This window comes from Streptomyces sp. CB01635, assembly GCF_002803065.1.
In the GTDB taxonomy this organism is placed as follows: domain Bacteria; phylum Actinomycetota; class Actinomycetes; order Streptomycetales; family Streptomycetaceae; genus Streptomyces.
The window spans coordinates 84,981-98,736 of sequence record NZ_NNBL01000004.1 but is presented as its reverse complement, the minus strand read 5'-3'; the positions used below and the strand labels follow the sequence as shown (position 1 = coordinate 98,736).

The 13,756-nt window shown below is 68.8% G+C and carries 15 protein-coding genes; 5 read left to right on the top strand and 10 right to left on the bottom strand.

Features of this window, described 5'->3' with window-relative positions:
- Window positions 1-175: 175 nt before the first annotated feature.
- Window positions 176-1,441: a PTS transporter subunit EIIC gene (locus CG723_RS15430; RefSeq protein ID WP_100593978.1), complete on the top strand. Its 1,266-nt coding sequence runs from the start codon at window positions 176-178 to the stop codon at window positions 1,439-1,441.
- A gap of 65 nt (window positions 1,442-1,506) precedes the next feature.
- On the opposite strand, the gene CG723_RS15425 is transcribed toward CG723_RS15430, so the two are convergent.
- The gene (locus CG723_RS15425) at window positions 1,507-2,259 is read right to left on the bottom strand and encodes an MBL fold metallo-hydrolase (protein ID WP_100593977.1); all 753 of its coding nucleotides are present in this window, start codon (window positions 2,257-2,259) and stop codon (window positions 1,507-1,509) included.
- A gap of 208 nt (window positions 2,260-2,467) precedes the next feature.
- Here CG723_RS15425 and CG723_RS15420 point away from each other — a divergent pair, with 208 nt between their 5' ends.
- Window positions 2,468-2,920 (top strand): type II toxin-antitoxin system PemK/MazF family toxin, encoded by a 453-nt coding sequence (locus tag CG723_RS15420; protein WP_100593976.1) that lies wholly within the window; start codon window positions 2,468-2,470, stop codon window positions 2,918-2,920.
- A 91-nt stretch (window positions 2,921-3,011) separates the two neighbouring features.
- Here CG723_RS15420 and CG723_RS15415 read toward each other — a convergent pair whose 3' ends face one another.
- From CG723_RS15415 to clpS, 7 genes are all read right to left on the bottom strand, one after another.
- Window positions 3,012-3,962: a PLP-dependent cysteine synthase family protein gene (locus CG723_RS15415; RefSeq protein ID WP_100593975.1), complete on the bottom strand. Its 951-nt coding sequence runs from the start codon at window positions 3,960-3,962 to the stop codon at window positions 3,012-3,014.
- A gap of 5 nt (window positions 3,963-3,967) precedes the next feature.
- Window positions 3,968-4,246, bottom strand: a complete 279-nt coding sequence (locus CG723_RS15410; protein ID WP_100593974.1) for a MoaD/ThiS family protein — start codon at window positions 4,244-4,246, stop codon at window positions 3,968-3,970.
- A gap of 136 nt (window positions 4,247-4,382) precedes the next feature.
- Window positions 4,383-4,487 (bottom strand): putative leader peptide, encoded by a 105-nt coding sequence (locus CG723_RS48945; protein WP_324903250.1) that lies wholly within the window; start codon window positions 4,485-4,487, stop codon window positions 4,383-4,385.
- A gap of 115 nt (window positions 4,488-4,602) precedes the next feature.
- Window positions 4,603-5,019, bottom strand: a complete 417-nt coding sequence (locus CG723_RS15400; protein ID WP_100593973.1) for a Mov34/MPN/PAD-1 family protein — start codon at window positions 5,017-5,019, stop codon at window positions 4,603-4,605.
- Window positions 5,020-5,124: 105 nt separating this feature from the next.
- Entirely contained in the window at window positions 5,125-6,600 is a 1,476-nt protein-coding gene (locus CG723_RS15395) for an amino acid permease (protein WP_100593972.1), read from the bottom strand.
- Between the two features lie 358 nt (window positions 6,601-6,958).
- Entirely contained in the window at window positions 6,959-7,564 is a 606-nt protein-coding gene (locus tag CG723_RS15390) for a DUF2017 domain-containing protein (RefSeq protein ID WP_100593971.1), read from the bottom strand.
- Between the two features lie 35 nt (window positions 7,565-7,599).
- Window positions 7,600-7,917, bottom strand: coding sequence for an ATP-dependent Clp protease adapter ClpS (gene clpS / locus CG723_RS15385; protein WP_100593970.1), 318 nt, complete (start codon window positions 7,915-7,917; stop codon window positions 7,600-7,602).
- 81 nt (window positions 7,918-7,998) lie between these two features.
- Here clpS and CG723_RS15380 point away from each other — a divergent pair, with 81 nt between their 5' ends.
- A complete protein-coding gene (locus CG723_RS15380) occupies window positions 7,999-9,342 on the top strand; it encodes a nicotinate phosphoribosyltransferase (RefSeq protein WP_100593969.1) in 1,344 nt (447 codons plus the stop codon).
- 73 nt (window positions 9,343-9,415) lie between these two features.
- Complete coding sequence (locus tag CG723_RS15375; RefSeq protein ID WP_100593968.1) at window positions 9,416-10,000, top strand: isochorismatase family protein; 585 nt, start codon at window positions 9,416-9,418, stop codon at window positions 9,998-10,000.
- A 100-nt stretch (window positions 10,001-10,100) separates the two neighbouring features.
- Here CG723_RS15375 and CG723_RS15370 read toward each other — a convergent pair whose 3' ends face one another.
- Together CG723_RS15370 and CG723_RS15365 are read right to left on the bottom strand one after the other, a co-directional pair.
- On the bottom strand, window positions 10,101-10,472 hold the full coding sequence (locus tag CG723_RS15370; RefSeq protein ID WP_100593967.1) for a hypothetical protein: 372 nt from the start codon (window positions 10,470-10,472) through the stop codon (window positions 10,101-10,103).
- A 122-nt stretch (window positions 10,473-10,594) separates the two neighbouring features.
- The gene (locus CG723_RS15365) at window positions 10,595-12,991 is read right to left on the bottom strand and encodes an immune inhibitor A domain-containing protein (RefSeq protein ID WP_100593966.1); all 2,397 of its coding nucleotides are present in this window, start codon (window positions 12,989-12,991) and stop codon (window positions 10,595-10,597) included.
- 397 nt (window positions 12,992-13,388) lie between these two features.
- On the opposite strand from CG723_RS15365, the gene CG723_RS15360 reads away from it, so the two are divergent.
- Window positions 13,389-13,727 (top strand): hypothetical protein, encoded by a 339-nt coding sequence (locus CG723_RS15360; protein ID WP_100593965.1) that lies wholly within the window; start codon window positions 13,389-13,391, stop codon window positions 13,725-13,727.
- The last annotated feature ends 29 nt before the right edge of the window (window positions 13,728-13,756 follow it).

The following is a 13,756-nucleotide window of genomic DNA, read 5'->3' as shown; positions in this document are numbered from 1 at the left end:
ATGACTGAGCACACAAGGATCCCGGAAAGGAGCGGGTTCCTTATACGACCTTCACCGTGCTACAACAGGTCTACACCACTGAGTGGTGTAGACCACGCGGCCGCAGGGCCGGGTTTCCGAGACGCCGCCGTCCCCACCTGTCCCCCGGGCGGCGCCTTGCCTACTGGAGGATGTTGTGACCACGGCCAGTGCCGCCCCCGCGGCCGCCAAGAAGAAGGGCGCGGGCGCGATGGCTGTCATGCAGCGCATCGGCCGCAGCCTCATGCTGCCGGTCGCGGTGCTGCCCGCCGCCGCGCTCCTGGTCCGGTTCGGGCAGCCCGACATGCTCGGCAAGGACTCGTTCCCCACCTTCATCACCAAGCTGGCGTCGTACATGTCGGCCGGCGGCGGTGCGCTGCTCGACAACATGCCGCTGCTGTTCTGCGTCGGCATCGCCATCGGCTTCGCCAAGAAGTCCGACGGCTCCACCGCGCTCGCGGCCGTCACCGGCTACCTGGTCTTCCAGAAGGTGCTCGCCACCTTCACGGACAGCAACCTGCCGAAGGTCGCCGCCGTCGTCGACGGCAAGATCGTCATGAACGAGGCGCCGGTCAACGCCGGTGTGCTCGGCGGTGTGGTCATGGGCGTCGTCGTGGCCCTGCTCTACCAGAAGTTCTACCGGACCAAGCTGCCCGACTGGGCGGGCTTCTTCGGCGGCCGCCGCCTCGTCCCGATCCTCTCCGCCTTCGCGGGCCTGGTCATCGGCATCGTCTTCGGTCTCATCTGGCCCGTGCTCGGCGCCGGTCTGCACAACTTCGGTGAGTGGCTGGTCGGCTCGGGCGCGGTCGGCGCCGGCATCTTCGGTGTCGCCAACCGTGCGCTGATCCCGATCGGCATGCACCACCTCCTCAACTCGTTCCCGTGGTTCCAGGCCGGTACGTACGAGGGCAAGAGCGGCGACATCGCGCGCTTCCTCCAGGGCGACCCGAGCGCCGGGCAGTTCATGACCGGCTTCTTCCCGATCATGATGTTCGCCCTCCCGGCCGCCTGCCTCGCGATCGTCCACTGCGCCCGCCCCGAGCGCCGCAAGGTCGTCGGCGGCATGATGTTCTCGCTCGCCGCCACCGCGTTCGTCACCGGTGTGACCGAGCCGATCGAGTTCACGTTCATGTTCATCGCCCCGGCCCTCTACGCGATCCACGCGGTGCTCACCGGTGTCTCGATGGCGCTGACCTGGGGGCTCGGCATGAAGGACGGCTTCGGCTTCTCCGCCGGCGCGGTCGACTACTTCCTCAACCTCGGCATCGCGACCAACCCGTGGGGTCTCGCGCTGGTCGGCCTCTGCTTCGCGGTGGTCTACTACGTGATCTTCCGGTTCGCGATCACCAAGTTCAACATTCCTACGCCGGGCCGTGAGTCCGACGAGGAACTGGCCGAGATCCTCAAGGCCGAGAGCAAGTAGCCCTCCGCACCACGGCGAAGGCCCCCGGAACCGATTCGGTTCCGGGGGCCTTCGTCATGCCGGGCTCAGATCTCGTACACCCGCCCGGGCGCGGCCAGTTCGGTCGGTCCGGTGTACACGGCGCGGGCGTCCGCGAGGTTGACCTGCGGGTCCGTCCACGGCGGAATGTGGGTGAGGACGAGGCGGCGGGCACCGGCCCGGGTCGCGGACTCACCCGCCTCGCGGCCGTTGAGATGGAGGTCGGGGATGTTTTCCTTGCCGTGCGTGAACGCCGCCTCGCACAGGAACAGGTCGCTGCCCGCGGCGAGTTCCTCGAGCGCGACGCACGCGCCCGTGTCGCCGGAGTACGTGAGCGACCTGCCGCCGTGCTCGACCCGGATGCCGTACGCCTCGACAGGGTGGCACACCTTCTCCGTGCGCACGGTGAACGGGCCGATCTCGTGCCAGCCCGGCTTCACGGTGTGGAAGTCGAACACCTCGCTCATCGAGGAGGCGGAGGGGGTGTCCGCGTACGCCGTGGTCAGGCGCTGTTCCGTGCCCTCGGGGCCGTAGACCGGTATCGGGGCGCAGCGGCCGCCGTCGTGGCGGTAGTAGCGCGCCACGAAGTAGCCGCACATGTCGATGCAGTGGTCGGCGTGCAGATGGCTGAGGAAGATCGCGTCGAGGTCGTAGAGACCGCAGTGGCGCTGCAGCTCGCCCAGGGCGCCGTTGCCCATGTCGAGTAGCAGCCGGAAGCCGTCGGCCTCGACGAGGTAGCTCGAGCAGGCCGAATCCGCGGACGGGAACGACCCCGAGCAGCCGACGACGGTGAGCTTCATAAGAGCCGGAACCTCCGCGCTGGCAGTCAGAGAGCGGGATGGGAGCAGAAGGAAGAGGGGTCGAGCGGTCCGTCGAGCGTAAGGCGCAAAAGGGCCGGTCGCTCCTCAGTCGTGGGCTGTTGTGGGAGAACTCACCTGTGCTGTCACCGGTTCGGGGGGCGTGCGTCGGGTGCGACGTCGCGCGGGTGCCACCGGTACCGTCGTCCGTATGGACACGTCATGGTGGCTCGCGCTCGCCGCGGTGCTGCTGCTCGCCCTCGTCGCGACGCTCGTCGACGGGTGGGGGCGCGGGCACCGTCGCCGGCCCGGCGGCCGGACCCGCCCGCCGCGGGGACCGCGCGCTCGCGGCACGCGGCCGCAGCCGGGCGAGATCTGGTGGGCGCAGGTGCCGTACGAGGACGGGCCTGGCGGCAAGGACAGGCCGTGCCTCGTGCTGGCCGTGCACCGGCGGCGGGTACGCGTCGCGAAGATCACCAGCAAGTATCACGACGAGCGGGCCGGGGTGATCGCGCTGCCGCCCGGGTCGGTCGGTGACGCGCAGGGCAGACCGAGCTTCCTGGAGACGGATGAGCTCCGTGAGGTTCCCGAGGGGGACTTCCGGCGCAGGGCCGGGGTGCTGGATCCGGTGGTGTGGGATCAGGTCCGGTATCTGGCGCGGTGACGGCGGCCGGCTTACGTGAACGGGGGCTGACGTGAGAGCGGGGGCCGGGCCGCATTGCTGCCGGCCCGGCCCCCGCTTCGACGATTCGCGCTCACGCCCAGAGCTGGCCGTGCAGCGTCTCGATCGCTTCTTCCGTCGTGGCCGCCGTGTAGACGCCGGTCGACAGGTACTTCCAGCCGCCGTCGGCGACCACGAAGACGATGTCGGCGGACTCCCCGGCCGCAACCGCCTTGCGGCCGACGCCGATCGCCGCGTGCAGGGCCGCTCCGGTGGAGACGCCCGCGAAGATGCCCTCCTGCTGGAGGAGTTCACGGGTGCGGGTCACCGCGTCCGCGGAGCCCACCGAGAAGCGGGTGGTCAGGACGGAGGCGTCGTACAGCTCGGGCACGAAACCCTCGTCGAGGTTGCGCAGCCCGTAGACCAGGTCGTCGTAGCGCGGCTCCGCGGCGACGATCTTGACGTCCGGCTTGTGTTCGCGCAGGTAGCGGCCGACGCCCATGAGGGTGCCCGTCGTGCCGAGACCCGCGACGAAGTGGGTGACGGACGGCAGGTCGGCGAGGATCTCGGGGCCGGTCGTCGCGTAGTGGGCGCCCGCGTTGTCCGGGTTGCCGTACTGGTAGAGCATCACCCAGTCCGGGTGCTGCGCGCTCAGTTCCTTGGCCATGCGGACGGCGGTGTTGGAGCCGCCCGCCGCGGGCGAAGGGATGATCTCGGCGCCCCACATCGCGAGCAGGTCCCTGCGCTCCTGGGAGGTGTTCTCCGGCATGACGCACACCATGCGGTAGCCCTTGAGGCGGGCCGCCATGGCGAGGGAGATGCCGGTGTTGCCCGAGGTCGGCTCGAGGATGGTGCAGCCGGGGGTGAGCCGGCCGTCCTTCTCGGCCTGCTCGACCATGTGGAGCGCGGGGCGGTCCTTGACCGAGCCGGTCGGGTTGCGGTCCTCGAGCTTCGCCCAGATCCGTACGTCCTCGGACGGCGAGAGCCGCGGCAGCCGCACAAGAGGCGTGTTGCCGACCGCGGCGAGCGGGGAGTCGTACCGCATCCCGATCAGGCCATGCCGCCGGCCACGGCCGGCAGGATCGTGACGTTGTCGCCGTCGGCGAGCTTGGTGGTGATGCCGTCCAGGAAGCGGACGTCCTCGTCGTTCAGGTAGACGTTCACGAAGCGGCGCAGCTGCTCGCCGTCGACGATGCGCGCCTGGATGCCCGTGTGGCGGGTCTCGAGGTCGGCGAAGAGCTCGGCGAGCGTGTCCCCGCTGCCCTCGACGGCCTTCTGGCCGTCGGTGTAGGTGCGGAGGATGGTCGGGATGCGGACCTCGATGGCCATGGCTGGACTCCAGTAGCAGGGGAGGGTACGGAAGGGCTTTGGCGTGCGCTGAACAGCGGTGCCCACGACACGTCGGACCGGCGGACGGAGTCCGCCGCAGCGGTCCCGGAGCCTGCGAAGCAGTGCGGGGGACGCGTCAGGGGTTCGGACAGATGGCGCTGGCGAGGCGGCACAGGTCGACGTGAAGGCGCGCCACGAGCAGCATGCCCGGCGTCTTGTCGCTCACGTCGTGAAGAACCATGGGGTCATCGTATCGATTCCCGTCCGGGATCCCGGAGTGTGATCTCACCATGTGGTCGATATCCGTCCGATGGCTGATACGCGGCTGGGGCAGGTACGGGATTGGGGAGGCCGGGTTACGGGGTGACCTCGACCTCTTCCTCGGTCACGACGCCCTCGACGATACGGAACGAGCGGAACTGGAAGGGTCCCGCGTCGTCGGTGTCCGCGGTGGAGACGAGGACGTAGTGGGCGCCCGGCTCGTTCGCGTACGTGATGTCGGTGCGGGAGGGATGGGCCTCGGTCGCGGTGTGCGAGTGGTAGATGATCACGGGCTCCTCGTCCCGGTCGTCCATCTCGCGGTACAGCTTCAGCAGGTCGCCCGAGTCGAACTCGTAGAACGTGGGCGAGCGGGCGGCGTTGAGCATCGGGACGAAGCGCTCGGGCCGGCCGGTGCCCACCGGTCCCGCGACGACGCCGCACGCCTCGTCGGGGTGGTCGGCGCGCGCGTGGGCGACGATCTGGTCGTGGAGGGCCTGGGTCAGGGTCAGCATGGGGCTCAGGATAAGCAGACGGGCCCTCCCGTACCGGAGTGCGGTACGGGAGGGCCCGGATGCTGAGACGCGGGGGGGGCGCCCCGGACTACTGGACTGCTTGAACTACTTGGGCTGCTTGGACTGCTCCGGCTGCTTGCGCTTCGCGAACGCCGCGCTCTGCGGGTTGCGGCTGCGCAGGACGACGTACGAGATGCCGAGGATGACGGCCCACAGCGGCGCGCAGTAGAGCGAGACGCGGGCGTCCTTGTCGATGCCCATGAACACGATCACCATGGCGATGAAGGCGAGCGACAGGATGCTGGGGATGATGCCGCCGGGAGCCTTGAAGGAGGACTGGGGCAGCTCGCCGCGGTCGGCCTTGATGCGGTAGCGGATCTGGCAGATCAGGATGACGATCCAGGCCCACATGCCGGAGATGGTGGCGAAGGAGACGACGTAGTTGAACGCCTCACCGGGCCACTGGTAGTTGATCCAGACGCCGACCAGCATCATCGCGGCGGAGACCGTCGTGCCGATGAGGGGCGTGCCGCTCTTGGTGAGCTTGGTGAAGAGCTTCGGGCCCTGGCCGTTGAGCGCGAGGTCACGCAGCATGCGGCCGGTGGAGTACATGCCGGAGTTGCAGGACGACAGGGCCGCGGTCAGGACGACGAAGTTGACGATCGCGGCGCCGACGCCGAGGCCCATCTTCTCGAAGGCGGCGACGAACGGGGAGACGCCCGGCTGGAAGCTCGTCCACGGCACGACCGAGAGGATCATGATCAGTGCGCCGACGTAGAAGACGGCGATGCGCCACGGCACGGTGTTGATGGCCTTGGGCAGGACGGTCTTCGGGTCCTTGGACTCGCCCGCGGTGACGCCGACGAGCTCGACGGCCAGGAAGGCGAACATGACCATCTGGAGGGTCATGAGGGTGGAGCCGATGCCGTTCGGGAAGAAGCCGCCGTCGGACCACAGGTGCGTGACGGAGGCGGTGTCGCCCGCGTCGGAGAAGCCGACCGTGAGGATGCCGGCGCAGATGAGGATCATGCCGACGATCGCGGTGACCTTCACCATCGAGAACCAGAACTCCAGCTCACCGAAGAGCTTCACGGAGATCAGGTTCACGGCGTAGAGGATGAGGGTGAAGACGAGCGCGGTGAGCCATTGCGGAACGCTGTCGTGGGTCCAGTACTTCATGTACTGGGCGGCCGCGGTGACCTCGGTGATGCCGGTGACGACCCAGAAGAGCCAGTACGTCCAGCCGGTCACGAAGCCCGCGAACGGGCCGATGAACTCACGCGCGTACTCCGAGAAGGAGCCCGAGACGGGTCGGTACATGAGGAGCTCGCCGAGCGCCCGCATGATGAAGAAGATGACGAGGCCCGCGATGGCGTACGCGAGGATCAGGCTGGGGCCCGCCTTCGAGATGCCCTTGCCCGCGCCGAGGAAGAGGCCTGTCCCGATGGCGCCGCCGATGGCGATCATCTGGATCTGCCGGGCACCGAGACCGCGCTGGTAACCCTCGCCCTCACCGGACTCGCCGGGGGCCTGCACGGCCTCATTGCCGTCGTGTTGCTTGCCGACCTGCACTGAGGTCATGGTGTTGCGCCTTTCTCCATGCCGATCCGTGCCGCTGTGGCTCGGATCGACTGTGACGATCCTCGGGGTTCTGGGCCCCTGGATGGATGGAGCTGTGCCTACCGGCGGTCTGCCGGTCGGGGCGCACCCGACGGGACAGGGGTGGCGTCCGTCGGGCGGTCGTGAAGATTTATCACGGCGGCAACACTGATCGAGAAAGCCACGTGTGGCACACACCACTGGAAAAACCGGACAAAAAGCCCCTCGTATGGCATACGCGACCGCTCAAGTGACAGGATCGTTATCCGGAATTGAGCAACCGCTGAGCGAACGCGCTTACATACGGACTCTTGGAGTCCGCTCGATATGTCCCGACAGATCAGGGCATAAGGGTTTCGACCAGAGTCTCCTGGAGGCCGCCCAGCCACAGGTAGGCCATCACCATCGGCTTGCGCGGGTCCTCGTCGGGGAGCCGGTAGAGGAGATCCGAGTCCTCCTCGTCGGTGATGTCGAGGCGGGTGCCGATCGCGAGGCGCAGATCGTTGAGCGCGCGCATCCAGCGCACGGACTCCTCGGGCGAGAGCTTGAGGACCGCTCCCCCCTCACCGGGGGACGCCAGCGCGTCCAGCGAGCGGACCACCGCGAGCGCGTCCTCGCGCTTGCCGGCCCGCAGGTCGTTCTCGGTGAAGCGCCTGAACTCGGCGGAGTGCGCGCGCTGTTCGTCCGCCTTGTCCACCGTCGCCTCCTCGCCCCCCGGGCCGCCGTAGGCGTCGGGGAAGAGGCGCTGGAGCACCGGGTCGGACGGCGGCTCGCTCGGGCCCTCCGCGAAGAGCTCGGCGAGCGGGTCGCCGGACGCGTCCCCGCCGGGCCCGGGGCCGATCAGCTCCAGGAGCTGGACCGCCAGGGAGCGGATGATCGAGATCTCGACCTCGTCGAGCGCGACGGCAGCGCCGCCGCCGGGAATCGGTTCGAAGTGTCCTGGCATCAGGTGCGTCGCTACTCCGTCGCTGCTTGCGTGCGCTACTTGCGGTCCTGCTGAAGGGTGGCCCACAGACCGTAGCCGTGCATGGCCTGAACGTCGCGTTCCATCTCCTCGCGGGACCCGCTGGAGACGACCGCACGGCCCTTCTGATGCACGTCGAGCATCAGCTTGGTGGCCTTGTCCTTCGAGTACCCGAAGTACGTCTGGAAGACATACGTCACGTAACTCATGAGGTTGACCGGGTCGTTGTGTACGAGCGTGATCCAGGGAACGTCCGGCTCGGGCACGGCGAAGGTCTCCTCCGCCGACTCGGTTCGTTCGATCTCTAGGGGTGCAGGAGCCGTCACACAGCCCATGCTGCCACTAGGGGGCGGCGACCGCACAAATGGGCCACGGAAATCGTCACACTGACGCTAATTGGGGGTAGCATCCCGGCTATGAACACAGCGGACCTTGGCCTGCCGGTGGATGTTCCGTCGACAGCGCTCTTCACCGATCACTACGAGCTCACGATGCTCCAGGCCGCGCTCAAGGCGGGCACGGCCGACCGGCGCTCGGTCTTCGAGGTCTTCACGCGCAGGCTGCCCGACGGCCGCCGCTACGGCGTCGTGGCAGGCACCGGCCGGGTGCTGGACGCCGTCGAGAACTTCCGGTTCGACGCCCGCGAACTGGGCTTCCTGCGCGAGCGCGGCATCATCGACGAGCCGACCCTCGAACGGCTGGCCGCCTACCGCTTCAGCGGCGACATCTGGGGCTACCCCGAGGGCGAGGTGTACTTCCCCGGCTCCCCCGTCCTGCGGGTCGAGGGCTCCTTCGCGGACTGCGTCCTCCTTGAGACGGTGATCCTCTCCATCCTCAACCACGACTCGGCGATCGCCGCCGCCGCCTCCCGCATGGCCTCCGCCGCGGCCGGCCGGCCGCTGATCGAGATGGGCGCGCGCCGCACGCACGAGCTGGCCGCCGTCGCCGCGTCCCGCGCCGCGTACGTGGGCGGCTTCGCCACCACCTCGGACCTCGCGGCCGGCTTCCGGTACGGGATCCCGACGGTCGGCACGTCCGCGCACGCCTTCACGCTGCTGCACGACACCGAGCGCGACGCGTTCCGCGCCCAGGTCGACTCCCTCGGCGAGGGCACGACCCTGCTCGTGGACACGTACGACGTCACGGAGGCCGTGCGCCTCGCCGTGGAGATCGCCGGGCCCGGGCTCGGCGCCGTGCGCATCGACTCCGGGGACCTGCTGCTCGTCGCGCACCGCGTGCGCGGGCAGCTCGACGAACTCGGCGCCACCGAGACGAAGATCGTCGTCACGTCGGACCTCGACGAATACGCCATCGCCTCGCTCGCCGCCGCGCCCGTCGACGCGTACGGCGTGGGAACGCAGCTGGTCACCGGCTCGGGGCACCCGACGTGCTCCATGGTCTACAAGCTCGTCGCGCGCGCCGAGTCCGCAGACCCGAAGGCGCCGCTGCTGCCCGTGGCAAAGAAGTCCATGGGCGCGAAGACGTCCGTGGGCGGGCGCAAGTGGGCCGCACGGCGGCTCGACGACCAGGGTGCCGCCGAGGCCGAGGTGATCGGCACGGGTCCCGTTCCGGCCGAGCTCGTCGACCGGCAGCTTCTGGTCGAGCTGGTCAAGGGCGGCACGGTGGTCGCGCGCGAGCCGCTGGACGCGGCACGCGAGCGGCACATCGAGGCGCTCGGCGGGCTGCCGCTCTCGGCGACGCAGCTCTCGCGCGGGGAAGCCGTGATCCCTACGGAGTATCTGGTGGACGCGCCCGCATAACACTCAAACGCCCCCTCCCGCAACGCACTTCAAGTCTCTACGCTCGAAGTCTCCCAGCCGAAGGACACCTGCTATGCGCCGCGCCTTGATCGTCGTAGATGTGCAGAACGACTTCTGTGAGGGCGGCAGCCTCGCGGTGGCGGGCGGGGCCGATGTGGCCGCGGCCGTCACCGAGCTGATCGGGCAGGCGCCCGCGGGGTACCGGCACGTCGTGGCCACCCGCGATCACCACATCGCGCCCGGTGACCACTTCTCCGAGTCCCCGGACTACGTCCACTCCTGGCCGGCGCACTGCGTGGCGGGCACGGAGGGGGTCGGGTTCCACCCGAACTTCGCGCCGGTCGTCGCGTCCGGGGCGATCGACGCGGTGTTCGACAAGGGGGCGTACGCGGCCGCCTACAGCGGGTTCGAAGGGCTCGACGAGAACGGGGTGTCCTTGGCGGACTGGCTCCGGGCCCGGGGGATCACCGATGTGGACGTGGTCGGGATCGCCACGGATCACTGCGTTCGCGCCACCGCGCTGGATGCGGTGCGGGAGGGGTTTCGGGCTCAGGTGTTGCTTGACCTGACGGCGGGGGTCGCTGCGGGGACCACTGCGGCGGCGCTGGACGAGATGCGGGGAGCCGGGGTCGAGCTCAGCGGCAAGCCTGTCGTCTGAAGCTTTTCTCCCCCGGCCCGCCCCTTCCCGAAAGTCCCGGGGAGTTGCCCCGGGCCACGCTCCTCAAACGCCGGAGGGGCTGGATGGTGGAGGCCGCTTCTCAAACGCCCGAAGGGCTGGGTGCCGGGGTGGAGGCCGAGCTGGAGTAGCCGGCCCGGCCGGGCTGTCTCGGTCTCAGGAGGGCTCTGATCGGGTGCCAGAGCTCGCCTGCCGTGCAGTGGGGGGCGGCTCGCCAGAGGAGGCCGTCGGGGTGGTGCAGGACCGCCGTGATCTCGTCCGGTGTGGGGGGCTCCGCGTTGCCCCTCAGGTAGATCGCCCGCAGGCCCAGGTTGCGCAGCCGGGTCAGGGCGCGGGCGCGGTTCGCCGCATGTACCAGGACCCGTACCGCGCCGTCGTCCGGCGTAGGGCTGGGCACGGTCAGCGCCACCACCACGGTGCCGTTCGGCAGCTTGCAGAACCCTCCTGCGGACATGACTGTCACACCCCCGTGAGACGTAGTGTCAATAAGAAACCCACAGGACGCACCTAAACACGATCGGCCGCCGCCCGCTAGAGGGCGACGGCCGATCATGTTCTGACCTGCGGCGATGTGGACTACTTCGCCGAGGGGCCCACCTTCACCGTGATCGACGAGCCGTCGAGCGGCTGCCCGACGATCGAGATCCGGGTGTTGGTGTCAGTTGTCTGGACACTGCCGGTGGCGTTCTCCTTGTACCAGTACGTGCCCTTGTGGTCGTCGAAGACCGGGACGCCCAGCTGTGCCGGGATCTTGGTCTCGACGCCGAGCTTGTGCAGCGAGAAGCCCCGGTTCGGGAACCAGCTGAACGCGGCGTCGTACGGCTGGAGCTTGTTGGTGATGTATTTGCCGTCGGCCCACTTGAGCGGCTTGGCGTGGGAGTCGACCGGCAGGATCAGCCCCTTGCCGGGGTGCTGGCCGACGTTGTTGTTGCGCTGCGAGGTGTCCCACTGCCAGATCATCAGGCCGGGGCGGTACGCGAGGTGCTCGACCCAGTCGTTCTTCGTACCGCCGCCGCGCCAACCGAAGTTGTACGGGCCGACCTTGAGGGTCTTGTCGTAGGAGACGTACTGGCGGTTCTCCGCGAGGTAGAACTGCGGGAAGTCGCCCGTCACGGAGGCGCCGACGCGCGAGAAGCCGCGCGCGGTCCAGCCGTTGTCGTCGCCCTCGGCGTTGTCGGTGAACAGCGCCTGGCCGTCCGCCTTGACGGTGAGGTTGTCGGCGGTGAAGCCCATGCCGCCGGCGCCGCCGTCCGTCTTGTAGCGGAAGCGGACGCTGATCTTCTGGCTCGCGTAGGCGTCCAGCGGGAACACCAGGTGCTGGAACTTGCCGGAGACGCCGGTCAGGGCCGGCTTGTCGCCGCCGTCGCGCGGGATGGTGACGCCGTCGGCGGTGCCGTCGATCGTCTTCCAGCTGGCGCCGTCGTCCGTGGACACCTGCGTGTACAGGTAGTCGTAGTCCTTCTCGATGTCGTACCAGCCGTCGAGTTCGAGGGCCGCCTTCGACTTGCCGGTCAGATCGACCGGGCGCGTAAGGGTGTTGGAGAGGTCGTCACCGTAGTCCGACCACCACTGCTTCGCGCCCTCGGTGGGCTTCACGATCTCGGTGGTGACGTTCTTCTTCTCGGGCAGCTCGACGACGAGGGCCTGCTTGCGCTTGGTGTTGTACTCCGAAACACCCAGCGTGTGCGTCGACTTGGTCGCCGCCTTGGCCTTGTCGTAGTTGAGCCAGCCGAGCTGCAGCTTGTCCCAGGCGGTCATGTCGCCCGGCATGTCGCCGATGGAGTCCTTGCCGGTGCCGAGCCAGGAGCCCGCCGACATCAGAGACCAGAAGCCGACCGAGTTCTCGCCGCTGTACGTGGTGTCGTACAGGTCGGGCAGGCCGAGGTCGTGACCGTACTCGTGGGCGAAGACGCCGAGGCCGCCGTTCTCCGGCTGCATCGTGTAGTCGCCGACCCAGATGCCGGTGTCGCCGACCGGGGTGCCGCCCGCCTTGAAGCCGGTCGGGCCGGTGTCGCCGTCGTCGCGGCCGTAGGCGTAACCGCGGTGCGCCCACAGGGAGTCGCCGCCCTGTGCGCCGCCGCCGGCCGACCCGTCCTCGCCCGCGTGGACGATCTGGAAGTGGTCGATGTAACCGTCGGGCTCGTTGAAGTTGCCGTCGTTGTCGTGGTCCGTGCGGTCCCACTGGTCGTACTGGGCGAGGTCCGTCTTGATGTCGGCGTCGGACTTGCCGGCCGCCTTCTGCTCCTCGACCCACGCGGTCACGCCGTCGCGGACCAGGTCCTCGACATTCGGGCAGTTGTCGGCGCCGCAGTAGTTGGAGCCGTAACGGGCCTCGTTGTAAGGCACCTTGACCCAGTCCGAGACCTCGCCGTCGACCGAGTAGCGGCCCGACGACGTCTTCTCGTAGTAGGTCTTCAGCGAGTCGACTCCCTTGCCCGAACCGAAGTACAGGTCCTGGAAGTGCTTGCTGCTGTAGTCCTTCTGCCAGGCCGTGCTGTTGTTCTTGGCACGGTCCGGCTCCGCTATCCGGTTGTGCAGCGGGCCCGGCGTGCCCCCGTACTTGGGCTTCAGGTCAGGCGTGTCGTCGTCGGCGCGGTCGACCAGCGTCGTGTTGTCGACCTTGTCGCCGAACTCCGTCAGGATCGTGAAGATCTTGTCGGTTCGCTCCCGGCCCAGCTCGACGTACTTGTCCTTGCCGAGCTGCACGACCTGCGAGCCGTCGCGCTTGACGACCTTGGACTTCCCGGAGAGCACCTGCTCCAGCGCCGTCTTGCGCTGCTGCTCCATCTGCTGGCTGAAGGGGCCGCCGATGACGTGCCCCTTGCCCCCGTACGTCTTGCCGTGCGACGTGGAGCTTCCTACGGCCGGGGTGTCGGCCTGGGCGCCCGTCGCGAGGACCGATCCGGCAGCCGCGGTCGCGGCCAGCGTCACGAGCACGGCGGCGGATCTCAACGCCCGTCTCTTGGTGGTCACTTGATGGTTCCCCTCCTCCGTGGCCTATCAGCCACGTATCACAAGTGACGCTATTTGACCGGAGGTGAAGGAGAAATAACAGACCTTGACTGGGGCAACCCAAGTGCACTATGCAGTGGCGCGGCACCGGTATTCGGACGCGGACCTCCCCCCAACGGGCGCGCCGAACCGTCCGCTTCGTGGACTCGGTGACTCCGTGCGCCCCCCGTGCACCGGCACCGTGGGTTAGGTCACGCTTACCGCCCGTTCTCCTCGGGCATGCGTCGGATTAGAGTCATTTGACGGCGCGCCACAGCCAAGTCGACCCGGCTCCGCACCCCTTACATATGCAGCTGCCAATGGCTCCTGCTATACGCCAGTGAAGCAAGCATCCGCTGTCCCGAGGACGGATAACGCCATGCCGCGTCCGACTGCCGCACAGCTCGCCTACGGTTCCGCGACCGTGATCTTCTCGACACTCGCCATGCTGCTGTTGTCGCAGACGAGTTCGGGCCTCGGCGTCGCGGTCATCGCCCTGGCCGCACTCGGCCTCGGTCTCCTCGTGGCGCTGACGGTCCCCCTGCCGAAGTCGCGGCCCGCCGCCGCGCCGGCACCCGCGACCGCCGGCGCCGGGGTTGTCACGGAGGAGCGGGTGCCGGTGCAGCGGGCCACCGTGCCCGCGGCCGCCCAGCAGGCCGCCCCCGAGTCCGTGTACGAGGTCGCGCCGTCCGGCACACGCGGACCGGCGGGCCCGTGATCCACGGACCCGCCGGAAACACCGCCCCG